The sequence below is a fragment of the Paenibacillus sp. LK1 genome (assembly GCF_002750415.1).
Classification (GTDB): domain Bacteria; phylum Bacillota; class Bacilli; order Paenibacillales; family Paenibacillaceae; genus Paenibacillus; species Paenibacillus taichungensis.
Genome location: NZ_PEII01000015.1, coordinates 160,563 through 185,847, shown reverse-complemented (window position 1 = coordinate 185,847; position 25,285 = coordinate 160,563). Strand labels below are relative to the sequence as shown.

The 25,285-nt window shown below is 48.5% G+C and carries 20 protein-coding genes; 18 read left to right on the top strand and 2 right to left on the bottom strand.

Annotation, left to right across the window (positions count from 1 at the left end):
- The first annotated feature begins 212 nt into the window (after window positions 1-212).
- A complete protein-coding gene (locus CS562_RS27685) occupies window positions 213-1,160 on the top strand; it encodes an arsenic resistance protein (protein ID WP_180287232.1) in 948 nt (315 codons plus the stop codon).
- 164 nt (window positions 1,161-1,324) lie between these two features.
- On the opposite strand, the gene CS562_RS27680 is transcribed toward CS562_RS27685, so the two are convergent.
- Window positions 1,325-2,956, bottom strand: coding sequence for a response regulator transcription factor (locus CS562_RS27680; protein ID WP_099858813.1), 1,632 nt, complete (start codon window positions 2,954-2,956; stop codon window positions 1,325-1,327).
- Between the two features lie 5 nt (window positions 2,957-2,961).
- Window positions 2,962-4,788 (bottom strand): cache domain-containing sensor histidine kinase, encoded by a 1,827-nt coding sequence (locus CS562_RS27675; protein WP_099858812.1) that lies wholly within the window; start codon window positions 4,786-4,788, stop codon window positions 2,962-2,964.
- A 143-nt stretch (window positions 4,789-4,931) separates the two neighbouring features.
- Here CS562_RS27675 and CS562_RS27670 point away from each other — a divergent pair, with 143 nt between their 5' ends.
- The 17 genes from CS562_RS27670 to CS562_RS27590 all read left to right on the top strand — a co-directional run bounded on the left by CS562_RS27670 (window position 4,932) and on the right by CS562_RS27590 (window position 25,135).
- Window positions 4,932-5,813: a carbohydrate ABC transporter permease gene (locus CS562_RS27670; protein ID WP_076290579.1), complete on the top strand. Its 882-nt coding sequence runs from the start codon at window positions 4,932-4,934 to the stop codon at window positions 5,811-5,813.
- Window positions 5,814-6,650: a carbohydrate ABC transporter permease gene (locus CS562_RS27665; protein WP_099858811.1), complete on the top strand. Its 837-nt coding sequence runs from the start codon at window positions 5,814-5,816 to the stop codon at window positions 6,648-6,650.
- A gap of 120 nt (window positions 6,651-6,770) precedes the next feature.
- The gene (locus tag CS562_RS27660) at window positions 6,771-8,069 is read left to right on the top strand and encodes an ABC transporter substrate-binding protein (protein ID WP_076290577.1); all 1,299 of its coding nucleotides are present in this window, start codon (window positions 6,771-6,773) and stop codon (window positions 8,067-8,069) included.
- A 408-nt stretch (window positions 8,070-8,477) separates the two neighbouring features.
- Entirely contained in the window at window positions 8,478-9,098 is a 621-nt protein-coding gene (locus CS562_RS27655; RefSeq protein WP_072734898.1) for a TetR/AcrR family transcriptional regulator, read from the top strand.
- A 77-nt stretch (window positions 9,099-9,175) separates the two neighbouring features.
- A complete protein-coding gene (locus tag CS562_RS27650) occupies window positions 9,176-11,185 on the top strand; it encodes an alpha/beta fold hydrolase (protein ID WP_099858810.1) in 2,010 nt (669 codons plus the stop codon).
- Between the two features lie 240 nt (window positions 11,186-11,425).
- A complete protein-coding gene (locus CS562_RS27645; RefSeq protein ID WP_099858809.1) occupies window positions 11,426-12,376 on the top strand; it encodes a DUF1177 domain-containing protein in 951 nt (316 codons plus the stop codon).
- Window positions 12,377-12,472: 96 nt separating this feature from the next.
- Window positions 12,473-13,144, top strand: a complete 672-nt coding sequence (locus CS562_RS27640) for an AroM family protein (RefSeq protein WP_099858808.1) — start codon at window positions 12,473-12,475, stop codon at window positions 13,142-13,144.
- 19 nt (window positions 13,145-13,163) lie between these two features.
- Entirely contained in the window at window positions 13,164-14,114 is a 951-nt protein-coding gene (locus tag CS562_RS27635) for an aminopeptidase (protein ID WP_099858807.1), read from the top strand.
- A gap of 227 nt (window positions 14,115-14,341) precedes the next feature.
- On the top strand, window positions 14,342-14,974 hold the full coding sequence (locus CS562_RS27630; RefSeq protein WP_076290575.1) for an aspartate/glutamate racemase family protein: 633 nt from the start codon (window positions 14,342-14,344) through the stop codon (window positions 14,972-14,974).
- A gap of 393 nt (window positions 14,975-15,367) precedes the next feature.
- Window positions 15,368-16,900 carry a PucR family transcriptional regulator gene (locus CS562_RS27625; RefSeq protein ID WP_083679014.1) on the top strand — a complete coding sequence of 511 codons (1,533 nt, stop codon included), beginning with the start codon at window positions 15,368-15,370 and terminating at the stop codon, window positions 16,898-16,900.
- Between the two features lie 312 nt (window positions 16,901-17,212).
- Window positions 17,213-18,223 (top strand): ABC transporter permease, encoded by a 1,011-nt coding sequence (locus tag CS562_RS27620; protein ID WP_170867904.1) that lies wholly within the window; start codon window positions 17,213-17,215, stop codon window positions 18,221-18,223.
- 51 nt (window positions 18,224-18,274) lie between these two features.
- Window positions 18,275-19,150 (top strand): ABC transporter permease, encoded by an 876-nt coding sequence (locus CS562_RS27615; RefSeq protein ID WP_076290741.1) that lies wholly within the window; start codon window positions 18,275-18,277, stop codon window positions 19,148-19,150.
- A 264-nt stretch (window positions 19,151-19,414) separates the two neighbouring features.
- Window positions 19,415-20,998, top strand: a complete 1,584-nt coding sequence (locus CS562_RS27610) for an ABC transporter substrate-binding protein (RefSeq protein ID WP_099858806.1) — start codon at window positions 19,415-19,417, stop codon at window positions 20,996-20,998.
- A gap of 93 nt (window positions 20,999-21,091) precedes the next feature.
- Entirely contained in the window at window positions 21,092-22,429 is a 1,338-nt protein-coding gene (locus CS562_RS27605; RefSeq protein WP_257219621.1) for a M20 family metallopeptidase, read from the top strand.
- 60 nt (window positions 22,430-22,489) lie between these two features.
- Window positions 22,490-23,467, top strand: a complete 978-nt coding sequence (locus CS562_RS27600) for an ABC transporter ATP-binding protein (protein WP_099858805.1) — start codon at window positions 22,490-22,492, stop codon at window positions 23,465-23,467.
- Entirely contained in the window at window positions 23,464-24,426 is a 963-nt protein-coding gene (locus CS562_RS27595; protein ID WP_099858804.1) for an ABC transporter ATP-binding protein, read from the top strand. The genes CS562_RS27600 and CS562_RS27595 overlap by 4 nt, the downstream gene beginning before the upstream one ends.
- A gap of 256 nt (window positions 24,427-24,682) precedes the next feature.
- Window positions 24,683-25,135, top strand: a complete 453-nt coding sequence (locus CS562_RS27590) for a chemotaxis protein CheW (RefSeq protein ID WP_063567982.1) — start codon at window positions 24,683-24,685, stop codon at window positions 25,133-25,135.
- Window positions 25,136-25,285: the final 150 nt, after the last annotated feature.

Genomic DNA, 25,285 nt, shown 5'->3' with positions numbered 1-25,285 from the left:
ACAAAAATGAATGAACCACGGGTCAGTCTACAATGAATATACCCAGTTCTTTCGCATTCTAATAAGAAGCCGCAAAAAATTCACAGGATCGTTGTCTGGATACCCTGCGCTTTTCCATGCTCTTATTCGCTGTGCTACGTCACAATGTACGCTGGTTGAAGCAGAAATATGTTCACTTTGAAGGAGGAAGAAGGTTGTTTACGAGAGAAACGATGGAGAAACAACAAACATGGTTATATGTCGTTGCCCTATTCGTGGGAGCAGCGATCGGGCTGGGCACTCCTGAATGGGGGGCAGCGCTGCATTATACGGTTTCACCTGTGCTTGCCATTTTGCTATATAGCATGTTTGCACAGATTCCTTTTTTACAGCTCAAAGAATCCTTATCTAACCTGCGATTTATTGGAGCTTTGCTAGTGGCTAATTTTATCGTAGTGCCTGTGGTCGTGTGGTTGTTAACACTGGCGTTTCCGCAACCTCCTGCCGTGCTCATTGGCGTTTATCTGGTACTGCTAACGCCCTGCATTGATTACGTCATTGTTTTTACACAGTTGGGTCGGGGCAATGAGAAACTGATGCTGGCTGCAACGCCAATTCTGTTTGTTATACAAATGGTTTTATTGCCAGTATATTTGTGGCTGTTCATAGGGAAGGAAGCGGCACAGGTCATGCAAGTGGGGCCTTTCGTGGAGGCTTTTCTGTTCCTGATCGTTATTCCGTTGCTGTTGGCTATTCTTACGCAAGTTGTGACCAAAGGCAAGACCGGAGGAGAACGGGTGATGAACGCAACCGCCTGGCTGCCTGTACCCATGATGGCTTTGGCCTTGATAGTGGTCGTCGCGTCGCAAATCGGGAAGGTCTACAATGATTTTGCTGTAATTGTGGATGTTCTGCCCATCTATATTATTTTTCTGATTGCTATGCCCCTCATCTCACGAATCATAGTGGCTCTATTCCGATTGGACACAGGCGCAGGCAGGGCCGTTATTTTCAGTGCAGGAACCCGAAATTCGCTTGTTGTTCTGCCATTGGCACTTGCATTGCCGCAAGAGTGGGCCACATTTGCTGCCGCAGTGATTGTAACCCAGACGATCGTTGAGCTGGCGGGAGAATTAATCTATATTCGTATTATTCCTTCCGTCGTACTACGGGATCGCTGATTCCTTTAGAAAAGAAGTCAGGGTGTATCCATTAAGATTCATCCATATATGTAAAAAGAAAAGGGGCTGTTCCCGGAGTCATGAACATGATGGGATGCCCCTTTTATCGTTTAACGAATCGAGCACGTTCTATTAGACGAATTTCCACAGATCCAGCGGCTCAATTAAGCATTTCCGTCAGATAATGTTTTACGGTATTCCCCCGGTGTGATGCCCTCCATTTTTTTGAACACTTTACTAAAATACTTCTCGTCCTGATAGCCGACCATCTCCGAGATTTTGGCAATTCGTAGGGAAGGGTTCTGTAACAGCAGCTTGGCGTTATTGATTCGCAGTTTGCCCAAATACTCGGACCAGTTCAATCCGAACTGCTGTTTGAATTTGCGAGATATATACTCGCGACTCAGATAGAACCGTGCAGCAATCTGCTGTAAAGACAGGTCTTCTTGATAATGGGCATCCATATAACGTGCGATCTCACTCATCGGGTCCGGTGTGGCATGATGATGTGCAGTGAGGGCCTTTCCGGCTGCGAGCAGCCGCTGCTCCAGCAGGGAGCGGAGCAAGGGCAGCGATAACAGTCCGTCACGGTCCAAAGGCAACTCGGCGAATGGTATGGCTTGTTCCTCTATCGCTTCATCTTCCTCCTTTGGTGGGGCGCCTGCGGCATCGTCGAGCCAACGGCCAATCATCCATTCCATTTCATCCACCCATTGCTGTATCTGCTCCGCTGTTACGACATCGAGCCGGGTAATGGGATCAATCCATTCTGCAACCGCATTCGACACGCTGGAAGCGCGCCCGCTCATAGATGCCAGTCGTAGGGATTCCTCGAAGGTAGATAACCGCAGTCCCTTGTTTCCGTTGGAGGACTCCATTGCATCGTGAATACACTGCTTCGTTTGCAAGGCATTGCGTCGCCACAACCGCAAACTAGCTTCCTGATAAGCTCCTGAGGTTCCGGTAGGATAAAACTCACAGCTGGAGATACCAAAATGAAGACGGCGTTGGATGGTCTGCTCCAGACCATCGTTCACTTTTTCAAGAATGGTTTGAAGAGATGAGCACTTACCCCAGTACAGGAGAACGACTTCATCCGGTTGATCAAGCTGGCGGAATACGACACCTTCGGCAGGTGGGGATAACATCTCCGCACAAATATTTAGCACAGAGAATACGAGCAAATCAGGCTGGCTGCGATACTTTGCCAAGCATTGAGCATCGAGATGGGAAAGGCTGGTGACTGCCACACTGCAACTGTGGATCTGCTTGGGCAGATTTAATTCATCCCGCAGCCGCTGGAATTGGGTATTGTTGCTTCCGCGTCCAACGACAAGCTCTGTGAGCAGTCTGTCATGATAATGCGGACGCATCTGATTGACCACCATGGATTGTCTTGTGGACTGCACACGAACAGCATCGTCTTCTTTCCAGGCTTCGACTGCTCTAAATAAGGAAGAATTCAGTTCGTCTGCTTCGACTGGTTTGAGCAGATAGTCCGTACCTCCATATCGAATCGCATGTCTGACCAGTTCAAAATCATCATACCCGCTGATGACCAGTACCTTGCTGTGCGGGGCATGAACAGATATCCATTCAAGCAGAGCCATACCATCCTTGCCAGGCATTCGCATATCGCTGAGTACAATTTGCGGTTGATGAGCCGTAATAGCAGCGACCGCTTCGTGACCATCTGCCGCTTCATACAAGGTATCAATTCCTGCGGCTTCCCATTGACCAAGCAGCTTAATCGCATCGCGGACGTGTTTTTCATCATCGACAATCAAGGCTTTCATGTTGTTCACTCTCCCGCGTATATTTTGACTATGATCTGCACGCCATTCGGTTCAAGATTGCCAATCGTAAGCGTTGCATTGTATCCCGGAGGGGAGTTCAGTTGGAGTCGGCGCATCACATTACGCAGTCCAATCGACTCGGTTTCGTCCGGTTCCTGTGAGGACTCGGAAGATATAGATGCCGGATGCAACCAACGCTGTATTTCGGACAACTTGTCTTCCGGAATGCACGGTCCGTTATTTTCCAGCCGAATCTGAATCCAATCGTCAGACGTTCGCTGACTGGATATTCGTATCCTGCCTTTGCCAGGCCGGACATCCGCTCCATGCTTGAAGTAATTCTCAATCAAAGGCTGCAAGGTCATCCTCGGCATTTCGGCGCGCAGGGTATCTTCGGCAAAATCCAGTTCAACCTCCAGGCGGTCACCGAACCGCTCTTTTTGTAGTTCCAGATAGAGCCGTGCATGCTCGGCTTCTTCGTTCAAAGTGACCCTTGTCTGGTCACGCATGCTATAGCGCAGCATTTTGGATAGGGAAGAGAGCAGCACATATACCCGTTGTCCTTGCTGTTGAAGCGCCAGTGTACCGATGGATTGCAACGTATTATACAGAAAATGGGGATGAATCTGGGCTTGCAACGCTTTGAGCTGATTCGTTTTATTCGCAATTTCAAGGCGATATTCCCGTAAAATCAAGTTGTTCACCGTATCCATCATATCCCGGAAATGACGGGCCAGCACACCGATCTCGTCCCGACTCGTTAAACGGATATCCACATGCAGGCGTCCTGCCTGAATCTGGTTCATATAACGCATTAATTGCTTGAGCGGTCCGGTGATTCGGATCGAGATGAACAGGGTTGCCACAATGACTAATAACAGCGCAGCAATAGCGATCATGGCATTATTCCAAGTTAAAGTGGTGGCACTCGCGTACAGCGTTTCATTTGGAATCTGTTTTACAATGGTCCAGTCTGCAAATTGGCTTCCTAACTGTTGATACACATACATTGAATGATCTTGTTCAAAATGCCCTGCAGCGGTCTGTACTGTCCCTTCACCGGAACGTGCTGAATTCAGCTCAGTCGCTGCTTCCTGCCGTAATGCATCCGTTCCGGTTACTTCCGACTTTCCTTCGAAAATGATCTGGTTCTTATTGTCGATGACATAGATCTGTTCCTTTGCTGGATCATACAGTCTGCTGCAGATCTCGGCAATGGTATCCATATTCAAATCAATGGCGAGCACGCCCAATCGTTCTGTCGATGGCACATCCTTGATCACACGGTGAAGGGTAATCACCGTTCTTGGAGGATCATCCGCTGACGCTGCCTTGAAGCCGTAGGAATGACTAAGGTGCGCCGATTCGACCCAGATATCCGGGCTTTTTTCGTCCGATTTTCCATGAAGTGAGTCAGAGTAGGCCTGTTTGCGTTCTTCCCGCTTCGGGAAAGGATTCGCAATTAATGTCGATTGATTGGCAGCAAAAGAGTGCAGATACAGCTGGAATACATCGGGTACAGCCGAACGTATCGTCTGCAGAGTGGTGTATACCTCGGCAACTGCACGATAGTCGCCAGGGATTTTCGCCAGATTTCGCAGGAAATTCGGATCATTGTACACAGCAAGCGAAGCCCTTGCCACGTTATCCACGTAATTGTTCAGATTGGTAGACGCCTGAAAGATCAGACGTTTGTTCTCCGCCACGGCCTGCTCACGCAGGGCGGTCTTGGTCTGGATAAACGTCATGCTGATGGATGCCAGCAGCGGGATCGTTGTGGCAATGAGCATAAAAGCGATTAGTTTGGTACGAATGCTGTAGTATTTTGACATCGTGACACCCCTTCTGGTTGCAGGTTAAGAAAGGACAATATTTTACACCCAACTGTTCACCAGGGTCGGTGTTTCCCTGTGCGAGAATGGGGTTTAATAGAACAAGAGACCAATTTCATCCATCTATAGAAGGGGAGAACGATATGAAGCATCGCAAATCTTCACAGCTGTTACAGCAGCTTGTGTTCGTGGGTCCCTCCATCGTCTTTTTTATTCTCATTATCGTGGTCCCTTTCCTGCTTGGCATGGTATATTCCTTTACCGACTGGAACGGGGTGTCGGCGAACATTCATTGGGTAGGATTCGACAATTTCAAGCAAATTTTTTCGAATGATCCCAAGTTTCTATCTGCGTTTTGGTTTACGGTGCGCTTCACCGTGGTTGGTGTAATTTTGACCAATGTTATCGGTTTTTTTCTGGCGTATTTCCTGACCAAGCCGCTCAAGACGAGAAACTTTCTGCGCACGATCTTTTTTATGCCTAACGTGATCGGTGGATTGTTGCTCGGCTTTATCTGGCAGTTCATATTTGTGAAAGGGTTTTCAGCAGTAGGCGACGTAACAGGTTGGTCCTTCTTCAACCTCCCTTGGTTGGGAGACGAGCCAACGGCCTTCTGGGGTATCGTCATTGTATTTGTTTGGCAGACCGCAGGGTATCTGATGGTCATCTACATCTCGTCCTTGACCAACGTATCACCTGATCTGCTGGAAGCTGCCGAAATTGATGGTGCCAGCCGCTGGCAGGTACTGCGCAGCATTATTTTCCCGCTCATTATGCCGGGAGTCACAATCTGTCTGTTCCTTGCAATCTCCTGGTCATTCAAAATGTTTGATCTCAATCTGTCGCTGACTAAAGGCGGACCGTTTGGATCAACAGAATCGGTAGCACTGAATATTTACAATGAGGCTTTTGTGAATAATCGGTACGGCATCGGTACAGCCAAAGCACTTGTGTTCTTCGTAATCGTTGCCATTATCACCATGATTCAGGTACGTGTGACGAAGAGCAAGGAGGTGGAGGCATAGATGGAAACGTCAAAAAATTACCGCTTCAGTACCATTGTAACTGAGATTGTTATGGTGCTCATTGGATTATTGTTCCTGGTTCCGTTTTACTTCCTGTTTGTCAATTCGGTCAAAACATTCGGTGACCTGCTTACCAATTCGGCCGCATGGCCGGAGGTGTTCCAATGGGGCAACTATGCAAACGCCTGGGAGAAAATCAAATTCCCTTCAGCGCTGATGAACTCGCTTATCGTCACCGTAGTCAGCAACCTGCTGCTCGTGTTGATCAGCTCCATGGCCGCCTACCGAATGGTACGCAGCGATACGCTCTTCAACCGGATTTTGTTCGGCGTGTTCATTGCCGCCATGGTGATTCCGTTTCAGTCTATCATGATTCCACTCGTTACCGTAACCAGTAATCTTGGACTGATCGACAGTCTCTTCGGACTCATCATCTGTTATCTCGGTTTTGGCGCACCGATGTCCATCTTCCTGTTCCACGGATTCGTCAAATCGGTTCCGCTCGAAATTGAAGAGGCAGCTCGGGTGGATGGAAGCTCCGCTTACGGCGTGTTCTTCCGGATTGTATTCCCACTCATGAAGCCGATGTATGTTACCGTCATCATCCTGAATACACTCTGGATCTGGAATGACTATCTGCTGCCATCCCTGATTCTGCAAAGCTCCAATTTGCGTACAATTCCGATTGCGACCTTTGCGCTCTTCGGACAATATACGAAGCAATGGGATCTTGCCCTGCCTGCACTGGTGCTTGGCATCATGCCAATTATCATCTTCTTCCTGCTGATGCAGAAATACATCATTCAGGGAATTACCGCGGGATCTGTTAAAGGGTAAGTGCGGGGTAGGAGCCGCTCCGGAATCATGTGCGCTTTCGGTCGCTGCTGCTCCTTGGTGGCCCGAATAAAAAATGCAACGAAGCTGTTATACTGAAACTACTATAGGGAGAGTGTATGTATGAAAAGAATGACCAAGTTGACGTTGCTTATGCTGATTGCTTTTTCTGTAATGCTTGCGGGTTGTGGCAACGGAGATAAGAGTGGAAGTCCTGTCAACACAGACACCCAAGGTGGCGGAGAGGCTGCTGCAGGCGACAAAACGATTAAAATATTCCAGTACAAAGTCGAAATTGCGGAAGCGTTTAACCGTCTCAAAGCGGAATATGAGTCCTCCCATCCAGGAATTAAGCTGGACATTCAGACCGTGGGCGGCGGCAGTGACTACGGCGCTGCATTGAAAGCCAAGTTCGCTGCTGGCGAGCAACCGGACATTTTCAACGTTGGTGGTTATCGTGAGCTGGACACATGGCTCGAATACCTGGAAGATCTGTCAGGTGAAGCGTGGGCAAAAGATGTGCTTGATGTTGCCAAAGAGCCGATGACCAAAGACGGCAAACTGTATGGACAGCCGCTGGCACTGGAAGGCTATGGTTTCATTTATAACAAAGATCTTTTCCAAAAAGCAGGCATCACCGAAATTCCGACGACACTGGAACAATTGGATCAGGCTGCACAGAAACTTCAAGCCGCAGGCATTACCCCGTTCTCCAATGGATATCAGGAATGGTGGGTGCTCGGCAATCATAACGTAAACGTAGCATTTGCGAATCAGGCAGATCCGGTGAAATTTATTCAAGGTCTTAACGAAGGTACGGAGAAAATCCCTGGCAATCAGGTGTTTACGGACTGGATGAACCTGCTCGACTTGACGCTGAAATACAGCAACAAAAACCCGCTCACAACCGACTACAACACTCAGGTAACCCTGTTTGCAAGTGGGGAAGCAGCGATGATGCAGCAAGGGAACTGGACACAAGTACAAATTGATGGAATCGATCCTAATCTGAATCTGGGCATTCTGCCGATGCCAATCACGAATGAACCGAACGACAAATTGTTTGTTGGCGTACCGAACTACTGGGTAGTGAACAAGAATTCGCAAGTGAAACCGGAAGCGAAAGAGTTCTTGGAATGGCTCGTGACATCCGATACCGGAAAACAGTATATGACCAAAGAATTCAAGTTTATCCCGGCGTTTAGTTCCATTCAGGCATCTGAAGAGGATCTGGGTGACCTCGCAACCGATATCATGAAGTACAGCCAAGAAAACAAAGCGTTAAGCTGGAACTTCAACCGTTTTCCTGAAGGTGTTCCACAAGAATTTGGTAGCACGATTCAGGCATATGTGGCAGGCAAGTCGGACAAAAAAGCTTTGCTTGATGCATTGCAGCAAAACTGGGATAGTCTGAAAAAATAATTACTCGGAATAGCTATCCGTATAAGTAAAATAGTGCTGTCTCATCCTTGAATGGTTATCCACATACTAGTATCCACAGGCTAATGGAGCCATTCGCACATGATTTGGATAAGTAGTCAACTCAAATAGGTCAACCAGAATACCATTCTGGTTGACCTATTTTTTTAATTTTGGGACTCCGCTAGCGCAGATCGAAAGAATAACATGAGATACTGCTCCTGAAATGTGGATAACCCCATCATATGTAGTGGCCCTATAAGTTATTTAACACAGAGTTAATACTATATGTGGATATCCTGTGAGTACAGTGTTCTAAATGTGGACAAGTCCGAGAAAATTGGGGCAAAGATCATCTTTTGTTAGCCACATAACTTGTGTTTGTTTAATTAGTACTGTATAGTTCTATTTATGACAAATCAAAAATCGATCTCAGGTTCTGTGAAATCCAAAAGTTCCAATCCGGTTAATCGGACCAAGGCAGTCGAAGTGGCTGCTCAGTTATTTTTGCGTCAGGGATACAGCTATGTCAGCATGGATGAGGTCGTGCGGGCAAGCGGGGTATCCAAATCGAATATCTATTACCATTTCAAAAACAAGGAGGAATTGCTCCAAGCCGTGGTGCAATACTGGATTGCACAGTATGAATCGGAGCTCTACTTGCTGCTCAGTCAGCGTGAACGAGAGGTCACAGAACGGATCTATTCGTTCATGGCGTTACTGTCCGCAGGCATGGAAGGGCGCGATTATAAAGGAAGTTGTCCGTTTATTACATTGTATATGCAGACACCTGCCAGCGCACCTGAAGTGAAAGAAAGCATAGCCCGTTTCTTTCGTGAGCTGCAGCCGATGATGGAAAAGCTGTTGCAGCAAGGGGTGGATCGTGGCGAATTCCGTAAAGGGATTGAGCCGGGACCCGCGGCTGCATTATTTATCGCTGCATTCGAGGGTTCACTTGTACTCGCGGAGACTGCACGTGATATAGGGATTATTGAACAATCAGCACGTACCTTTTGTCAGATGCTTCGATAAACGAAGCTCTTTTTTTGATCAAAATTAGTACTATATAGTACTAAAATAAATAATATTAAAAAGGGAGAGAGATAGAAATGAATATACATAATTCATCATCATCATTAAACGCAGAACGTGAGACTGACCCCAATCCAGCTAAGAACAACATGGCGACTGAATCAACCACTATTTTGATGACGGGCAGTACCGGATTTATAGGCAAAGAGGCAATAAAACAACTTGGGAACAGTGAAGCGCAGTTATTACTGCTTGTACGCTCGGAATCCAAAGCGAGGATGGTTCTGAATGCATATGGAGTAACGGATTTCAGCCGAATAACGTATATTCAGGGGGATTTGTCAGCTCCAGGCCTCGGTCTAACCAAAGCTGATCGTGAACGTGCTCTTCAGGCCAATATCATAATTCATGCAGGTGGGACGATGGATGTCACATTGCAACCGAAGGTGGCAGAACAGATTTTTATGAATGGAGCAAGAGGCATGGCCGAACTGGCGGAAGATATCCAGCGCACACACGGATTAAGACATTTTATCCACGTGGTTGGTTTTATGAGTCCGTATGGGAGGAAGGATTCTCCGTCCATATCATCACCCAATGAAGGTGTTGGGGATAAGTCGAGCGGGAAGAATTCATTGATTAGTAAAGTGTTCCATTCGGAAAGTGCATATGAACATATGAAATTCGAAGCGGACCGCTATATTCGACAGCATGCTGAGCAGCATTCGTATGTCTTATCTGTTGTTAACCCAAGTACAATCGTGGGTCCATATCCTACAGGGGCAACCGAACAAACGGGCGGAATTGGCATGATGATACAGGCGATGAGAAAACGTAGAATGCCGGTGATTCCTGGTGGTCTACAGCACTGGCTACCCCTTGTATCCAATGATGTGGTTGCACAGACCCTTGTTTTTCTGACTCGGGACAGCAATCCGTCTGGCGGCACATATCCCTTGTTGTCCAGAAAAGCGGACAGTCCGGATATGAAGGAACTGATTCGTTTACTGGCGGCTGAGTTGGATGTATCTGCACCTCGATGGTCAGTGCCCCTGCCCATGATTCATGCAGCGATGAAGGCTGGTGGCACAAAGATCAGCGGGATACCGCCTGAATCAATCGCGTTTATTACCAAACAGGAGTTTGAAGTTCAGCAAACGGAACGATTGTTTCAGCGAATGGACCAAAAGTTGCCTGAAGTTAGCGAGTTATTACCTTACGTGACAGCCGATTTGGATTATCGTTTCAGCTATCCTTCACAGGAGGATCTGCCTAAGAGCTGGACTCGGACACGTAAGGGCAGTCTTGCGGTGCTGGTCCATGAGGGTCAAGGGGAGCCCTGGGTGATAGTTCATGGTTTGATGAGCAGTGCTGACGATATGATCCCGCTGGGAGAAGCGTTATGGAGTATGACGGGAAACCCGATATGGCTTGTGGATCTAGCCGGATTTGGGCGTTCTCCGGTTCATCGGAACAAGGCAAAAGGGGCGGCCTTCAAAGGGCAGGTCGAAGCGGTGCGAAGTGTGCTGGATGAGATACAAGGGCCAGTCAAATTGATAGGACATTCCATTGGGGCAGCGATAGTCGCTGGTGTCATGCAGGGGAGTGGACGTGAAGATATCCAGCTTGCCATGCTGCAACCTGTATGGGGGGCTCCGAAGGCCGGAATGCAGCGACTGATATCAAGGCTCCCGAGAAGAATGCTGCAAGGACTGTTATCTTGGATGACTCCACAGCAAGTGGCTGGGCTGTTAAAAAGAGCAGAGGCTGCGGAGATCAATCCAACCCTGCTGGAAGGTTACGCGAGGAGAGCTTCTTCTGGTTTGAAGTCTCCCCGCATCGCAGGAGCGAATGCTGATTTGCTCCACTGGATACAGTCCCATCCAAATGATAAAGTGTCACAGACAAGTGCAGATGCGCAGCGCACACTCATGGTGTGGGGGACGAACGATAAGGGATACTCGCGCCCCGAAAATATCCATTCATCCGTTCAACGTGCTGAAATTCCCTATGGACACCAATTCCCACTATTTCATGTAGAAGAAACAGCTTCGCTGCTTGTGGAATGGCAAATGAAGAGAAGGTAAGTGAAAAAACAAAGTATGCGTTCCAAAGAATAAACAATATTCAGTGTACTCGATAATAAAATGTTAAATTATATTACACATACAGTTAGATAAACGGAATGAAAGCGTTATTTTCACTCCCATTTATACTTGTCGCACAATAAAACGATGCTCATTTTGGCAAGGCAGTACATTGTGACCCTCTTCTGAACTGCGATAGACTTGATCTCAAGATCAACAGCTAAGAGGAGGATGTGTACGATGCCACTTCAAAAAACGTTATTGGCACTGGACGCGCTGGACAGCGCTTATGTAAATGGTGAAAGTGTAAAGCAACTATTTGATCAATATCCACAGGTTTCCGTTGAAGTACTGACCGTACAAGGGGAAAAGGGAAGCACGGATTTTGTTAAAATCATCATCCCTGGTACAAACGGCAAGTTGTCAGGAGGGCAGGCTCCGACCATGGGGATTGTCGGACGACTGGGTGGAATTGGCGCCCGTCCAACACGCATCGGACTCGTTTCGGATGCCGATGGCGCCGTCGCTGCTGTTGCAGCAGGACTGAAACTCGCCGATATGCAGACCAAGGGTGATTCGCTCAAAGGTGATGTCATTGTGACTACGCATATCTGTCCAGATGCCCCGACTCTTCCGCATGAACCGGTTGATTTTATGGACTCTCCGGTCGACATTTTACAGATGAACGAACATGAGGTTCTGCCTGAGATGGAAGCTATTTTGTCCATCGATACAACCAAAGGAAACCGGGTGATTAACCATAAAGGCATCGCCATTTCGCCAACGGTGAAAGAGGGATATATTTTACGGGTGAGCGATGATTTGCTCCGAATTATGGAGATGACCACAGGGCAGCTGCCCGTGACCTTCCCAATTACAACGCAAGATATTACGCCATACGGCAATGACTTATACCATATCAATTCTATTTTACAGCCAGCTGTGGCTACACATGCACCTGTTGTAGGCGTAGCAGTAACTGCTCAATCCGCAGTTCCGGGATGCGGCACAGGAGCGAGCCATGAGGTTGATATTGCAAGCGCAGTTCGTTTGGTCGTGGAGACAGCCAAGGAATTCACGAATGGCACCTGTTCTTTCTACAATGTGGAGGAATATAACCTGATTACTCGTCTGTATGGATCAATGAAAGTGCTTCAAACCCCAGGGATCCAGGCAGCTCCGTCTGCATAGTTTAGTCGAGAAGGTCACGGTTGAAGCGGAAGATGGAAACACTACTGTGCACATACGTGGCTTCTACAGCCGATCTGATATGTAGGAGGCAATAAGATGACCAAGCAGCTTGGCATGATTACGATTGGACAAGCTCCGCGAACCGATGTTGCGCCTGTCATAGAGAAGTATCTAGAGGGACGAGCGGAACTCCTTCAGGTCGGGGTGTTGGACGGACTGTCGGCAACTCAGATCGCTGCGCTGGCCCCGGAACCGGGTGAATATGTGTTGACTTCCCGTCTGCAGGATGGCAGTGCCGCTATCGTATCCCGTGAAAAAATCAGACCGCTGCTGAATCAAAAGATTCGTGAATTCGAAGCCAGGGGTGTTCCCAATATTCTGCTGCTGTGCACAGGTTCTTTTCCGGGTCTGCGTTCAGCCAAGGTGCACCTTATTGAGCCTGATCGCATTATTCCGCCAGCCGTACAGGCGATGGCCGATGGCCGCCGTCTGGGGCTTATCGGACCATTGCCAGAGCAAGCGGGACAGCTTGATTTGAAGTTTTCCTCCCTGGTCCAACCTGCGTTTGCCGCTGCTTCTCCTTATACATCCCGCGAGTCTGAGTTCCGGCAGGCGACGGAATCATTAAAGGGGCGTGTTGAACTCATTTTACTGGATTGCATGGGGTATGATGAGCGCCACCGTCAATGGGTTGCCAATGCCAGCGCAGGAATCCCGGTCATTTTGTCGAATGCTCTAATGGGTAAACTAGTAGCGGAAATGGTCTGACACAGGAGGAGACGAGCAAATGAATCAGCAACGAATTGACGTCAGTAAAAATGTTTTGGTGGAATGCCTTGGACTTCGCAGTGGTGAGACACTGGCTGTCGTAGCGGATGATGCCAAGAGAGAACTGGCCGAATCCATATATGAGGCAGGCAAGGCATTGGGAGCAGATGCGGTACTAATGATAATGAAGGAACGAAGCAAATCCGGTGAGGAGCCGCCTGCACCGATTGCCGAAGCGATGAAGTGTGCAGATGTCGCGGTATGCGTAACGCGTTATTCACTAACCCATACGCAGGCTCGTAAACAAGCTGCAGCTGCTGGAACCAGGGTAGCCACGATGCCTGGCATGACGGATGATATGTTCATGAATGGTGCGATTACCGCAGAATATCCCAAAGTGAAGGCTTTGACAGATAAGGTTACAGCCATGCTGAGTGCAGGGAGAAATGTCCGTATCGTGAAAGATGGACACCAGCTGTCATTCTCGATTCAGGGACGTAACGGCGTGCCGAGCACAGGTATGTACCTCAATCCAGGTGAGTCCGGCAATTTGCCTTCCGGTGAAGCTTACATCGCCCCCGTTGAAGGTATTGGAGAAGGTGAAATCCTGGTGGATGGCTCAATTGCAGGAATAGGTGCGATCGGTGAACCTGTTCTATTGACGGTTAGAGAGGGCCGCCTTGTTACGGCAACTGGCGCTGAAGGAGACAAGCTGTTATCCATGCTGGGCGAAGGTGATGGTCGAATTCTTGGCGAGTTCGGCATTGGTACCAATGACAAGGCTCGAATTACAGGTGTTGTTCTGGAGGACGAGAAAGTCTACGGTACCATTCATGTTGCTTTTGGAAGTAATAATACCTTTGGTGGCACAGTTGCAGCAGGTGTTCATATTGATGCCGTTGTGCAGAAGCCGGATGTGTACATTGATGATGTGTTGATTATGCGTCAGGGAGAATTGCTCGATCAATAATGAGCAGGAGATTCAGGGATAACCTTGTGGATCAAAAAAAAGTGAATGAGAGCGTATGCACAACATATCCACAGTGGGGACCAATGCGTAAATTACGCGGTAGTTTTAGGGACAAATACACAACATATTCACAATATATAAAGAGATATCCACATAACTGGGGGTAACTATCAACAGTTTGTGGGTAACATATGCACAAGATATCCACAGCCTGGGGAGGAATGCTGATGTTGGGTCTTATCAGAGTGATTACGCTTCATCATGAAGAAGATATCCACAGACACGGGGCACTGATTGAAGGACGTTATGGCATTCAGGTTCGGAGTCGCTGCATTCCCGATCAACCGCTGGGGGTATATGATCAGGCCACAGAGCTTGAATCGATTCCCAAAATTGTAGATCTGGCACGAAAACTCGAACAGGAAGGCTGTACCTCAATCGGTATCAGTTGTGCAGCCGATCCGGCTCTTGCAGAAATGCGTGCCGCAGTTCACATCCCAGTCTATGGAGCAGGATCATGTGCTGCTCATCTTGCACTCACATCAGCGGCGCGTGTAGGTGTATTGACCATCCTAGAGGAGGTGCCTCATCTGATTCGAGGAATACTAGGTGATGCCTATATTGGGATGGAGCGTCCAGAAGGTGTGGTAACTACGCTGGATCTCAACACACCACAGGGGCGAATCGCGGCTATGGAAGCCGCCAGAAGACTGAAGGCGGAGGGCGCCGAGTCCATCGTTCTTGCGTGTACCGGTTTTGCAACGATGGGTTTCGCCGTGGAAGTGGAAAAAGAACTGCATATCCGGGCGCTTGACCCGATATATTCATTAGGGGCAGCTGTGTCTGCGTTGAATGTCTGATCTACGGAATGCCGGATGTGGGTATTGGATGATTTTATATTTGGGTTAATTTGATTTTGACGCCGATGCAGTGTGTATAACTGTATCGGCGTTATTTGCGTTGGATAAGGTTATCGGGCTCTTGGAATAAATGGGGTTGATCTGCAAGGAGTGTGGGGATAACTTTTCTTGTTTTCTAATGTGAAGCGATAAAGTAATAAATATATTTTTTGTAGTAATAATTGCTACTAACAACGTATTATTATTACTTTATTTTATGAAATTAAAATATAACATACGGATATCACAGAAATTCCCGTTTTTTTTGATCAGATAGTCTGGTAAACTATCCAAAAAAATTAGATACAGTATGCAAAAATGATTTGCAAATCTGGCTCAGGGTGGTCGATAGGCTTGAAAACGACAGGTATAACATTGAAAGAACTGTTGAATATTCCTATACTCAGCAAGGCCAAAGTCATTAGTGGGCACCAAGGATTGGATCGGGTTGTACGGTTCGTGGATATTATGGAGGTGCCGGATCTGCAAGGATGGTTGCGAGAAGGCATGCTTATGCTGACGACAGCCTATTCGATTCGTGATAATCCTGGCTTGCTCGGAGAACTAATCTATACCCTTAATGAAGCGGGGGCGGCTGCTCTGGCTATCAAGCCTGCGCGTTTTCTCAAAGAAATCCCGAAGGAAGCCGTTGCAGCCAGTAATAACTGCGGTCTGCCCATCATTGAAATTCCTCCGGAAATACCCTACATGGATATTACGCAACCTGTTATGGAACTGGTGCTGGATCGACAGGCCGCACTTCTCCGCAGGTCAGAGGAAGTATATCGGACACTGATGACCATGGTACTTGAAAACAGTGGAATTCAGGCGGTGGGGGACAATGTGGCCGAGCTGCTTCAGGCACCTGTGGGTGTTATCGACAATGCTGGTCAGATGATTGTGTCCTCACCGCCGGATTATGACTGGAAAGAAGCTGTGGACCCACTCGTATGGGAGATAAATCTGGATCGGCGGAAGGTTGCCCGATTGCTGGTGGACAAGGACTCCCTGGATGAAATGGAACAAGTCGGCATTGAGCAAGCCAGATTAGTATTATCCCTGGAATTGATGAGAAACAAGGTGGCGGAAGATACCGAATTGCGACTTCGGGGCAATTTCATTGACGAACTGCTGACACCGCCTCTGCTGTTGCCACATGAAGCCGAATCGAGAGGCCGCAAGCTTGGCATGAATCCAGAGCATTTATGGGAAGTAGCTGTGATGGAAGGGGAGACTGCTCCTGATGAAGATCTATTGACTGAATTGCTTGGTCAGGAGGCCAGAAAACGGAGGGTAGCACCTCATATTGAGTTTCGGACAAACAGGGCGGTGCTCTTCTTGCCAACCCCGGAGTCTCGGGATGCGGCATGGATGGATGACGTTCAATCCTGGTCTGATACCATTGGACTATGGCTCGAAGATCCGGCCAACAAGCTTGGACAATTCAGGACAGGCGTGGGCACTCAGGTTCCACTTTGGAATATGCATCAAAGCTATGGTGAGGCCAGAAATGCCCTGCTGGTATCCTCACGCTTGTCGGGTGGGCGTACAACCCGGTTTGAGGATGTGGAGGTATATCATTTGCTTAGCGAAACGGCGGATGATCCGGGTTTTGCGGCATTGTTTGAGCGGAAACTGGGGAAATTGCGTGCTTATGATGATGAACACAGTGGGGATCTGCTGCGTACGTTTTTTTATTATCTGGAGAGCCGTGGCAGCCTGATCGAGACAGCAAACCGCCTCTATATTCACCGGAATTCTGTGAAATACCGACTGGAGCGAATACGGGACATTACGGGCTTCGACCTGAATCATCCGCGTGAACAATTTGTCTGTCATCTGTGTCTTGTGTATTACTACATGAAGCAGGATAAACAAGAGGTGTAGGACCTGCCAATCGGACAATTGTTTTTTCAGCAATACCAACGATGAACTTTATGGTAGATATAGGTCGAAAAATAGCGAACTATGTCTTAGGGTGTAATTTAACATGACATAAATAGGAGACATTAGTGCACAATCGACAAACGGTTGTGCTTTTTTTTAGCTAAAAGGGACGTAGTTCGACGCTCGGATTCTAGTTAAAATAAGCACAATTACAAAGAAGAGACGGATAAACAGACAAGTTTTCAAGACTGAGCCGTCCACAGAGAACCGTAAAACAGCAAGTGAGACATCAGAGTTAAAGGGGTTGATCGATTGTTTGCTTACACGCTCCGAAGGCTGCTGCAGATGATTCCGGCGCTGATCGGCATTGTGGTGATTACCTTCATCCTGTCCCGCGTTCTTCCGGGAGATCCCGCCATTGTTATGGCTGGCGAACAGGCCACGGATGATGTCATTGCCAAAATCCGAATGGACATGGGATTGGACAAGCCATTATTTGTACAGTTTTTTAGTTACGTGGGACAGTTGCTCCAAGGGAATCTGGGATTTGCCTACCATACCGGTCATACGGTGCTAAGTGACTTCGCTACCCGCTTTCCGGCAACCATCGAGCTGACATTGGCCAGTGTGATTATAGCCATCTGTGTTGCAATTCCGGTAGGCATTATCGCTGCAACTCGAAAAGAGTCCTTTATCGACCACATCTCCAGGGTGTTCTCACTGATTGGAGCATGTGTACCGATTTTCTGGTTGGGACTGCTATTTATTTACATCTTCTATTCCATCCTTGGCTGGGCACCAGCTCCAATGGGACGCATCAGCGGAGACCTCAATCCACCGACTCATATTACCGGATTGTACGTGGTAGACAGTCTTATGACCGGAGATATGGTTGCACTCAAAAGCAGTCTTGCTCATTTACTGCTTCCGGCCATCTGCCTGAGCACAGGGACAATGGCGATTGTAGCGCGTATGACCAGGTCCAGCATGCTGGAAGTCATCGGACAGGATTATGTACGTACCGCACGAGCCAAGGGCTTGAGCGAAACCGCGGTCGTCGGCAAACACTCCCTGATCAATGCTCTGATTCCCACGTTGACCGTTCTTGGCCTGCAGTTTGGCGGATTACTCGGTGGTGCGGTAATCACGGAAACTATCTTTTCCTGGCCCGGCGTCGGCGGTTATGTAACAGATTCGATTCTGGCTGCCGATTATGCACCAATTCAGGCATTTACACTGGTAAGTGCCATTCTGTTCAGCTTTATAAATCTGGCGGTGGATCTGGTCTATGGATTGATTGATCCACGAATCCGTTATGAATAGGGTCGCCGCGAAAGGAGGAGTACCGCTGTGAGTACTGCCGCACCGACTTCCATGGGAACCAAACCTGCACCAGCGGTTGTTCCCAAACCCAAAACCTTTCTGAGACTGTTGCTCCGCAATCGGCTCGCTGCAATTGGTCTAGCCTTTATCGTGATGTGGACTATCATCGCAGCTATTGCCCCCTGGATTGCCCCTTATGATCCGTACGTGACGAATACGGCTGTGAAGCTGGAATCCCCATCAGGTGGTCACTGGTTCGGTACCGATAACTATGGTCGTGACATTCTGAGTCGTGTTCTGTATGGAGCCAGAATCAGCATCTGGACAGGCTTGATTGCCGTCAGTATCTCGTTTGTCATCGGGGTTCCGCTGGGCGGAATCGCTGCTTACTACGGCGGACGTACTGGCAATATCATCATGCGGGTGATGGATGTATTGCTTGCATTTCCCTCGCTGGTACTCTCCATGGCAATTGCAGCTTCCATCGGCAACGGACTGACAAGTGCCATGATTGCTGTAGGGATTGTGGGTATTCCCGAATTTGCCAGATTAATGTATGGGCAGACCGTATCCCTGCGCGAAAAGGAGTACGTGGAGGCCAGCAGAGCCATTGGAGTGAGGGACAGAGTGATTCTGTTTCGCCACATCTTGCCGAATGCTTTGGCACCGCTGTTGGTACAAGCCACGCTTGGTATGGGCTTTGCCATCCTGACGGCATCCAGTTTGAGCTTTCTCGGTCTTGGCGTCAAACCGCCTACAGCCGAGTGGGGAGCCATGATCTCTGAAGGTCGGGAGTATATCATTTCCGGACAATGGTGGCTCGTGACATTCCCTGGACTGGCTATAGCCACATCCATTCTTGGCTTTAACCTGCTCGGAGATGGTTTCCGTGATGTACTGGACCCAAGGTTGCGTTCGGGAAAATAGGGGTGGGTTACCATCTGCCTCTACAGAACCGATTCATAGATAGCTGGCTGGGGGAACCGATTTGCGGGGAATGCCTTGGAATAATGGCATGCAAGGTTCCATCACCGTCAGTAGGCAGATTGAAAGCTGCTGCGGTTGGTATCAGGAATATGAGTTAGTTACATTCCGGGGTATTGGCCCACACATTCACTTTGTCTAATAAAAGCTGCAACGTTTTACAGTATCGCATCATAAGACTGGTTCAAAAAGGGGAGGAAACTAATAATGAAAAAGCTCAAATGGTTTTCTGCAATGATTGCTCTTACCGTTGTTCTCGGTGGCTGTGCCAGCAATGCCAATCAGCAGCCTGCGGCATCCGGCTCAGGAGGGGAAACAAAACCTGCGCCAACACTGACGGTTGCTTACTCTGAGGGTGGAACTACGATGGACCCGGCGGAGGCGAATGACCTGACCTCGGATACATTGGTACTGGCAACCTATGACCAGTTGGTAACCTATGGTGTCAAAACGGTAGATGGTGCTGATGTAGCCAACACGGAGGATATTCAGCCGATGCTCGCCGAGAGCTGGGAAGTGTCTGCTGACAATACAACGTATACATTCAAAATCAAAAGCGGTCTGAAATTCCAAAGTGGAAATCCGGTCAATGCGGATGCGGTTGTGTACTCTTTTGACCGTGTGGCGAAGTCCAGCTCCGGCAGCTTTCTATACGGAATGGCCGACATCAAGAGCGTGACCGCCAAGGACGACTCCACCGTTGAGATCGTACTGAATAAAGCAAACCACATGTTCACCCAGATCATTGCCATGTATACCTTCTCCATTGTGGACCAGAAGCTCGTCGAGGAAAAAGGTGACGATTATCTGAAAACAAATGCTGCGGGATCAGGCCCGTTTACACTTGAAAAATGGGACCCGGCCAGTGAAGCGGTCTTCCAGGCCAACAACGACTACTGGCAGGGAGCACCGAAACTTAGCAAAGTCACGCTGAAATTCACGAAGGAAGCCTCCAACCGTGTGCTGCTGCTGAACAAGAGTGACGTGGACATGGCGATCGAGATTCCTCCAAAAGATGTTGCAGCTTTGCAGGAGAATAGTAATTTGACCATCAAGTCGAATGCGAGTAATCGCATTTTGTTCTTCGCGATGAACAACAATGTCAAACCGTTTGATAATGAAAAAGTGCGTCAGGCCATCAACTATGCGATTCCTTATGACCAATTGATCAACGATGTCATGTATGGTCAGGCCAAAGAGATGAAGAGTGCTGTAGCGAGCAACACACCAGGTTTTACGGATGCAGGCTATGTGTACGAGTACAATCTGGACAAAGCCAAGGAATTGTTGAAAGAAGCAGGGTATGCGGAAGGGTTCAGCTTTGACTTTACCCTCGGTTCGGGCTTTGACGATTGGGAATATGATGCGGTTCTGATTCAAGCAGAACTGGCCAAGATCGGTGTCAAAATGAACATTAACAAAGTTGCGCGTGCGCAGTTCCTGGAACAGCAAAAAGACGGGAATTTAGTCTCTTACATTTCCAAATGGACTTCTTTTGTTAACGATCCTGGATACCATCTGGGCTTCCTGCTCTACGGTGAAGGCTCTTCCAACTACATTCATTACAACAATGCGGAAGTTAACAAACTGTGGGAAGAAGCAGGCGCCGAACCGGATCAGGCGAAACGCAACGAGCTATACATGAAGGCACAGGAAATTATTACGACAGAAGCGCCATGGGCGTATCTATACGAATACAACCGAGTTGTCGGCATGAATAACAAGGTCAGCGGATACGTGTATTACCCGGATGAAGTTCTGCGTTTCTACCCACTTAGCAAGGAGCAGTAAAAACGGACGATTTGGGGGACAGGCAGTCATGCCTGTCTTCTGACAATTCGTACTGACCACAATACAGCCCATATTGAGAGGAGCCTGAACAGGATGGATTGGAAAAGGAAGGTACTTGATGCAATCGAGGAAGGCCAGAATGAATTACTGGAGCTCTGTTCACAACTGATTCGTTTTCCGACGGAGAACCCTCCAGGGGATTCGCGTGAGATTAGTGCTTTTATTATCGAATATCTGCATCAGGCCGGAATCGACACCAAAGTACATGCGGCAACGGAAACGATGTTTAACCTGATCTCCACGTTGAATGGAGAAGGGACGGACAAGTCAGACAAACATCTGATTTTCTGTGGTCATACCGACGTTGTGCCAGCCGGTGATCTTTCCCGTTGGGATTTTGATCCGTTCTGCGGTGAAATCAAGGACGGATATATGCTTGGACGCGGGGCATCTGACATGAAAGGTGGGCTTGCGGGCCTGATCTTTGCGACGGTTATTCTGGCAAAGTTGAATGTGCCTTTGCGTGGAGATCTGTCGCTGATGATTGTTCCGGATGAAGAAACAGGTGGTGACCTGGGGGTACCATGGGTTCTGGAGCGTGGACTTGCAACCGGAACTGCCGCGGTAATTGCAGAGCCATCCAGCCCGCAGCATCCAACCATTGGACAAAAGGGGAGCTGCTGGTTTGAGTTTACGGTGGAAGGTACACCGGGTCATGGCAGTCTTCAACCCATTGTAGGCGATAATGCGATTGTGAAGGCAGCCAAAGGCATTGAAGCATTGCAGCGTCTATGGGACATCAAGCCGGACATCCCGGAAGAGGTGAAGGATATTATCCGCATCTCGCAGGAATATGCGCGTGATCGGGAGAAGGCGGGTCTAGCCTATCAGGTGTTCGACCATGTAACAGTGAATATCGGTTCAATTCAGGGTGGAACCAAGGTGAATGTGGTAGCGGATCGCTGCACTGTTCAGGTGGACTCCCGCGTTCCATTTGGTGTGGATTACCGGGATGTATTGGACCGTGCTCGCTCGCTTCTGCTTGAAGCAGGAATAGAATCAGAGCTGAAGCCGTTTGGCTTCCAGGGCAATGCCAACTGGACTCCAGCGCATGAACCAATCGTGAGCCAATTGGTGGAGAGTATCAGCGAAGTCAGTGGTGAAGAGGCGTACGGTGTGCTGCAATGGGCATCCAGCGATGCCCGCCACTTCCGTAATCATCAGATTCCGGTATTGCAATATGGTCCGGCAGAGCTGTCCACGATTCACAATTTTAACGAAAAAGCACCCGTATGGCAGATTATCCAGTGTGCCAAAGTGTACGCGTTGAGCGCGCTTAAATATTTGGGCGTGGAAGGTATGGAAGATGAGACGTCATTAAAGAATTCGAATGGTGCGGCTTCCGAAGAAGCCACGACGTCCAAGCGTTAATTTTTTATAGAAGGAGCAAAGCTAAAGGTTCAGAACGTAAAGGCATGGGAGGGGAACAACATGACTGAACTGCTCGAAGTTTCGGATTTGCGGACAGAGTTCATTACGGATGCAGGTGTGATACGCGCCGTGGACGGGATCAGCCTTTCCATACGGCAGGGTGAAACGCTGGGTATTGTCGGAGAATCGGGATGCGGGAAAAGTATTACATCGTTATCAATCATGCAGTTGCTCCCCAAAAAGATCGGCCGTGTGGCGTCAGGGGAAGTCCGTTTCCAGGGGAAAGACATGCTTAAGTTGTCCGGGCGTGAAATTCGCCGAATTCGGGGTAACCGAATGGCCATGATTTTTCAGGAGCCGATGACCTCACTCAATCCGGTATTCAAAATCGGCAAACAAATCTCGGAAGCGGCACGATACCATCTGAAGCTGGGCAAAAAAGAGGCTTGGACACGGTCGGTTGATATGCTTCGCAAAGTCGGCATTCCCCGTCCTGACAAAATTGCAGAACAATACCCGCACCAGCTCTCAGGTGGCATGCGCCAGCGGGTGATGATCGCCATGGCGATGGTATGCAGTCCGCAGCTGCTCATTGCAGATGAACCAACAACAGCCCTGGATGTGACCATCCAGGCACAGATTCTGGACTTGATGCGTGACCTCCAGCGGACGGAGAATATGGCAATCATGATGATCACTCATGATCTTGGCGTTGTAGCTGAGATGTGTGATCGCGTCATGGTGATGTATGCCGGGCAAGTGGTGGAAGAGACGGATGTCAAAACCCTTTTTGCCGATCCCAAGCATCCATATACTCGCGGTCTTTTGGCTTCGCTGCCACAGCTTGCGGGGGATCAGGAACGTCTTCAATCCATTCCAGGTCAGGTACCGAATCCCGCCCATATGCCGTCCGGCTGTCGCTTTGCTCCTCGTTGCCCGGTGAAGGAAGCACGGTGCGAGACGACACAACCCGAATTATTGGAGACAGCACCAAGTCATAGCTGTCGCTGTCTGCTGCAACAGGAGGGGATTATATGAGTGCGATCTTGGAAGTCAGAGACCTCAAGAAGCATTATCCTATCCGCAAGGGCCTGTTTTCCAAACAGGTCGGTGCCGTCAAAGCCGTCGATGGTGTAACGCTGTCTGTGGAGCGCGGGGAAACACTCGCTGTGGTTGGAGAGTCCGGTTGCGGAAAATCCACCACGGGGCGTGCCATCCTGCGTCTGATTGAGCCGACGGATGGCGAGGTGTTCTTCGAAGGAAAGGATGTACGGAAGCTTCCGCCAGAAGAGCTGCGCCGTTTCCGTACGGATATGCAGATGGTGTTCCAGGACCCATACGCCTCACTGGATCCGCGCTGGACGGTACAGCGCACACTGGAGGAGCCGCTGCTCACCCACCATAATCTGAAAAAAAATGAGTTGAAAAGCCGAATCGAAGAGCTGATGGAAGTGGTCGGATTATCCCCCTATCAGGCACATCGCTTTCCGCACGAGTTCTCGGGTGGACAACGGCAACGGATCGGGATTGCCCGTGCTCTCGCTTTGAATCCCAAATTCATTGTGTGTGACGAGCCCGTATCAGCGCTGGATGTGTCCATTCAGGCTCAGGTGCTGAACTTGATGCAGGATCTGCAGGAACAATTCGGACTGACATATATGTTCATCTCTCATGACCTGTCTGTCGTTAAGTTCATCAGTGATCGTGTGGCTGTCATGTATCTGGGCAAAGTGGTCGAGCTTGCGCCCACTTCCGAACTGTTTACCGAAGCACTGCATCCATATACCAAAGCATTGATATCCGCTGTTCCGGTTCCTGATCCGAATGTACAAAAGGAACGAATCGTCCTGGGCGGCGATGTGCCCAATCCGGAAAATCCACCGTCCGGCTGCACGTTTCATACTCGTTGTCCGTATGTGAAGGACGAATGCCGCTCTGTTATCCCGGAGCTGCGGGAGATTTCACCAGGACGCCAGGTGGCATGCCATTTGTATTAGAAGTGATCATTTGAGCTGAAAAATACGTTTAGAAAATGCAAACAAACCTCCAGTTTACTGGGGTTCTGTTTGCGTTTTTCTTTTTTTATCTTCTCTTCTGCCATTATTTCTGACAATAGTATCTCTATATTAAGAAATGGGTAAAAATTTTTCTCCCGTCGACCGATATAAACACAGAGAATGCAACATGAAATGTAATTATTCATGATCAAGATGACTATAAAAAGCTTCTATTGAAATTGAAAACAAGAAGGGTATGAAAACATCTATGGATGAGGAAGTTCAAATTCAATACATTAATTTCTCGGTCGGAAATCAGATTTGTGCGCTTCGTATTGATGAAGTTCATGAAATTATTAAAATGCTCCCGGTAACCACCGTTCCTTTTGGCAGTCCTGAGATTAAGGGTTTCACGCCCTTGTACGGCAAAGTGGTCTCTGTTGTGAGTGTACGCGTCCTGCTCGGCTTGCCTGACGAGGAGACTACACCTTCCACGCGTATCATTGTTGTGCCTTATCACGACGATTATGTACCGCTCGTCGTCGATTCCGTGGATTCCGTGGTGATGTATGATCGGTTTGAAGAGCCTACGGAAGAATATCGTCGTTACACAACGGGAATATTCAAGGAAATCGCACACAATGACGATCATGAAGCTGGCATTCTTAATTTGGATGTATTGCTCGGTAATTTAACCAAATCGCAGTAAACGCACGCTGAAATGTTATATACAAAGCACATATCCGCTTTCTTATGATAATGCTCCTTACCCCTTTGTGGGGGTTAGGGGCATTTTTTATTGTGATCACCCTATCCTTGAATGCAATGAAGCGGTGTGTTTCACCTTTTAACAGGCATA

What these genes read in the sequence shown, in the direction of transcription:
- CS562_RS27645 (WP_099858809.1), top strand. Translation starts at nt 11,426, where the DNA reads ATGCCACTTCAAAAAACGTTATTGGCACTGGACGCGCTGGACAGCGCT.
- CS562_RS27655 (WP_072734898.1), top strand. Translation starts at nt 8,478, where the DNA reads ATGACAAATCAAAAATCGATCTCAGGTTCTGTGAAATCCAAAAGTTCC.
- CS562_RS27610 (WP_099858806.1), top strand. Translation starts at nt 19,415, where the DNA reads ATGAAAAAGCTCAAATGGTTTTCTGCAATGATTGCTCTTACCGTTGTT.
- CS562_RS27660 (WP_076290577.1), top strand. Translation starts at nt 6,771, where the DNA reads ATGAAAAGAATGACCAAGTTGACGTTGCTTATGCTGATTGCTTTTTCT.
- CS562_RS27605 (WP_257219621.1), top strand. Translation starts at nt 21,092, where the DNA reads ATGGATTGGAAAAGGAAGGTACTTGATGCAATCGAGGAAGGCCAGAAT.
- CS562_RS27670 (WP_076290579.1), top strand. Translation starts at nt 4,932, where the DNA reads ATGAAGCATCGCAAATCTTCACAGCTGTTACAGCAGCTTGTGTTCGTG.
- CS562_RS27630 (WP_076290575.1), top strand. Translation starts at nt 14,342, where the DNA reads ATGTTGGGTCTTATCAGAGTGATTACGCTTCATCATGAAGAAGATATC.
- CS562_RS27665 (WP_099858811.1), top strand. Translation starts at nt 5,814, where the DNA reads ATGGAAACGTCAAAAAATTACCGCTTCAGTACCATTGTAACTGAGATT.
- CS562_RS27595 (WP_099858804.1), top strand. Translation starts at nt 23,464, where the DNA reads ATGAGTGCGATCTTGGAAGTCAGAGACCTCAAGAAGCATTATCCTATC.
- CS562_RS27640 (WP_099858808.1), top strand. Translation starts at nt 12,473, where the DNA reads ATGACCAAGCAGCTTGGCATGATTACGATTGGACAAGCTCCGCGAACC.
- CS562_RS27685 (WP_180287232.1), top strand. Translation starts at nt 213, where the DNA reads ATGGAGAAACAACAAACATGGTTATATGTCGTTGCCCTATTCGTGGGA.
- CS562_RS27615 (WP_076290741.1), top strand. Translation starts at nt 18,275, where the DNA reads ATGGGAACCAAACCTGCACCAGCGGTTGTTCCCAAACCCAAAACCTTT.
- CS562_RS27680 (WP_099858813.1), bottom strand. Translation starts at nt 2,956, where the DNA reads ATGAAAGCCTTGATTGTCGATGATGAAAAACACGTCCGCGATGCGATT.
- CS562_RS27600 (WP_099858805.1), top strand. Translation starts at nt 22,490, where the DNA reads ATGACTGAACTGCTCGAAGTTTCGGATTTGCGGACAGAGTTCATTACG.
- CS562_RS27675 (WP_099858812.1), bottom strand. Translation starts at nt 4,788, where the DNA reads ATGTCAAAATACTACAGCATTCGTACCAAACTAATCGCTTTTATGCTC.
- CS562_RS27590 (WP_063567982.1), top strand. Translation starts at nt 24,683, where the DNA reads ATGAAAACATCTATGGATGAGGAAGTTCAAATTCAATACATTAATTTC.
- CS562_RS27635 (WP_099858807.1), top strand. Translation starts at nt 13,164, where the DNA reads ATGAATCAGCAACGAATTGACGTCAGTAAAAATGTTTTGGTGGAATGC.
- CS562_RS27650 (WP_099858810.1), top strand. Translation starts at nt 9,176, where the DNA reads ATGAATATACATAATTCATCATCATCATTAAACGCAGAACGTGAGACT.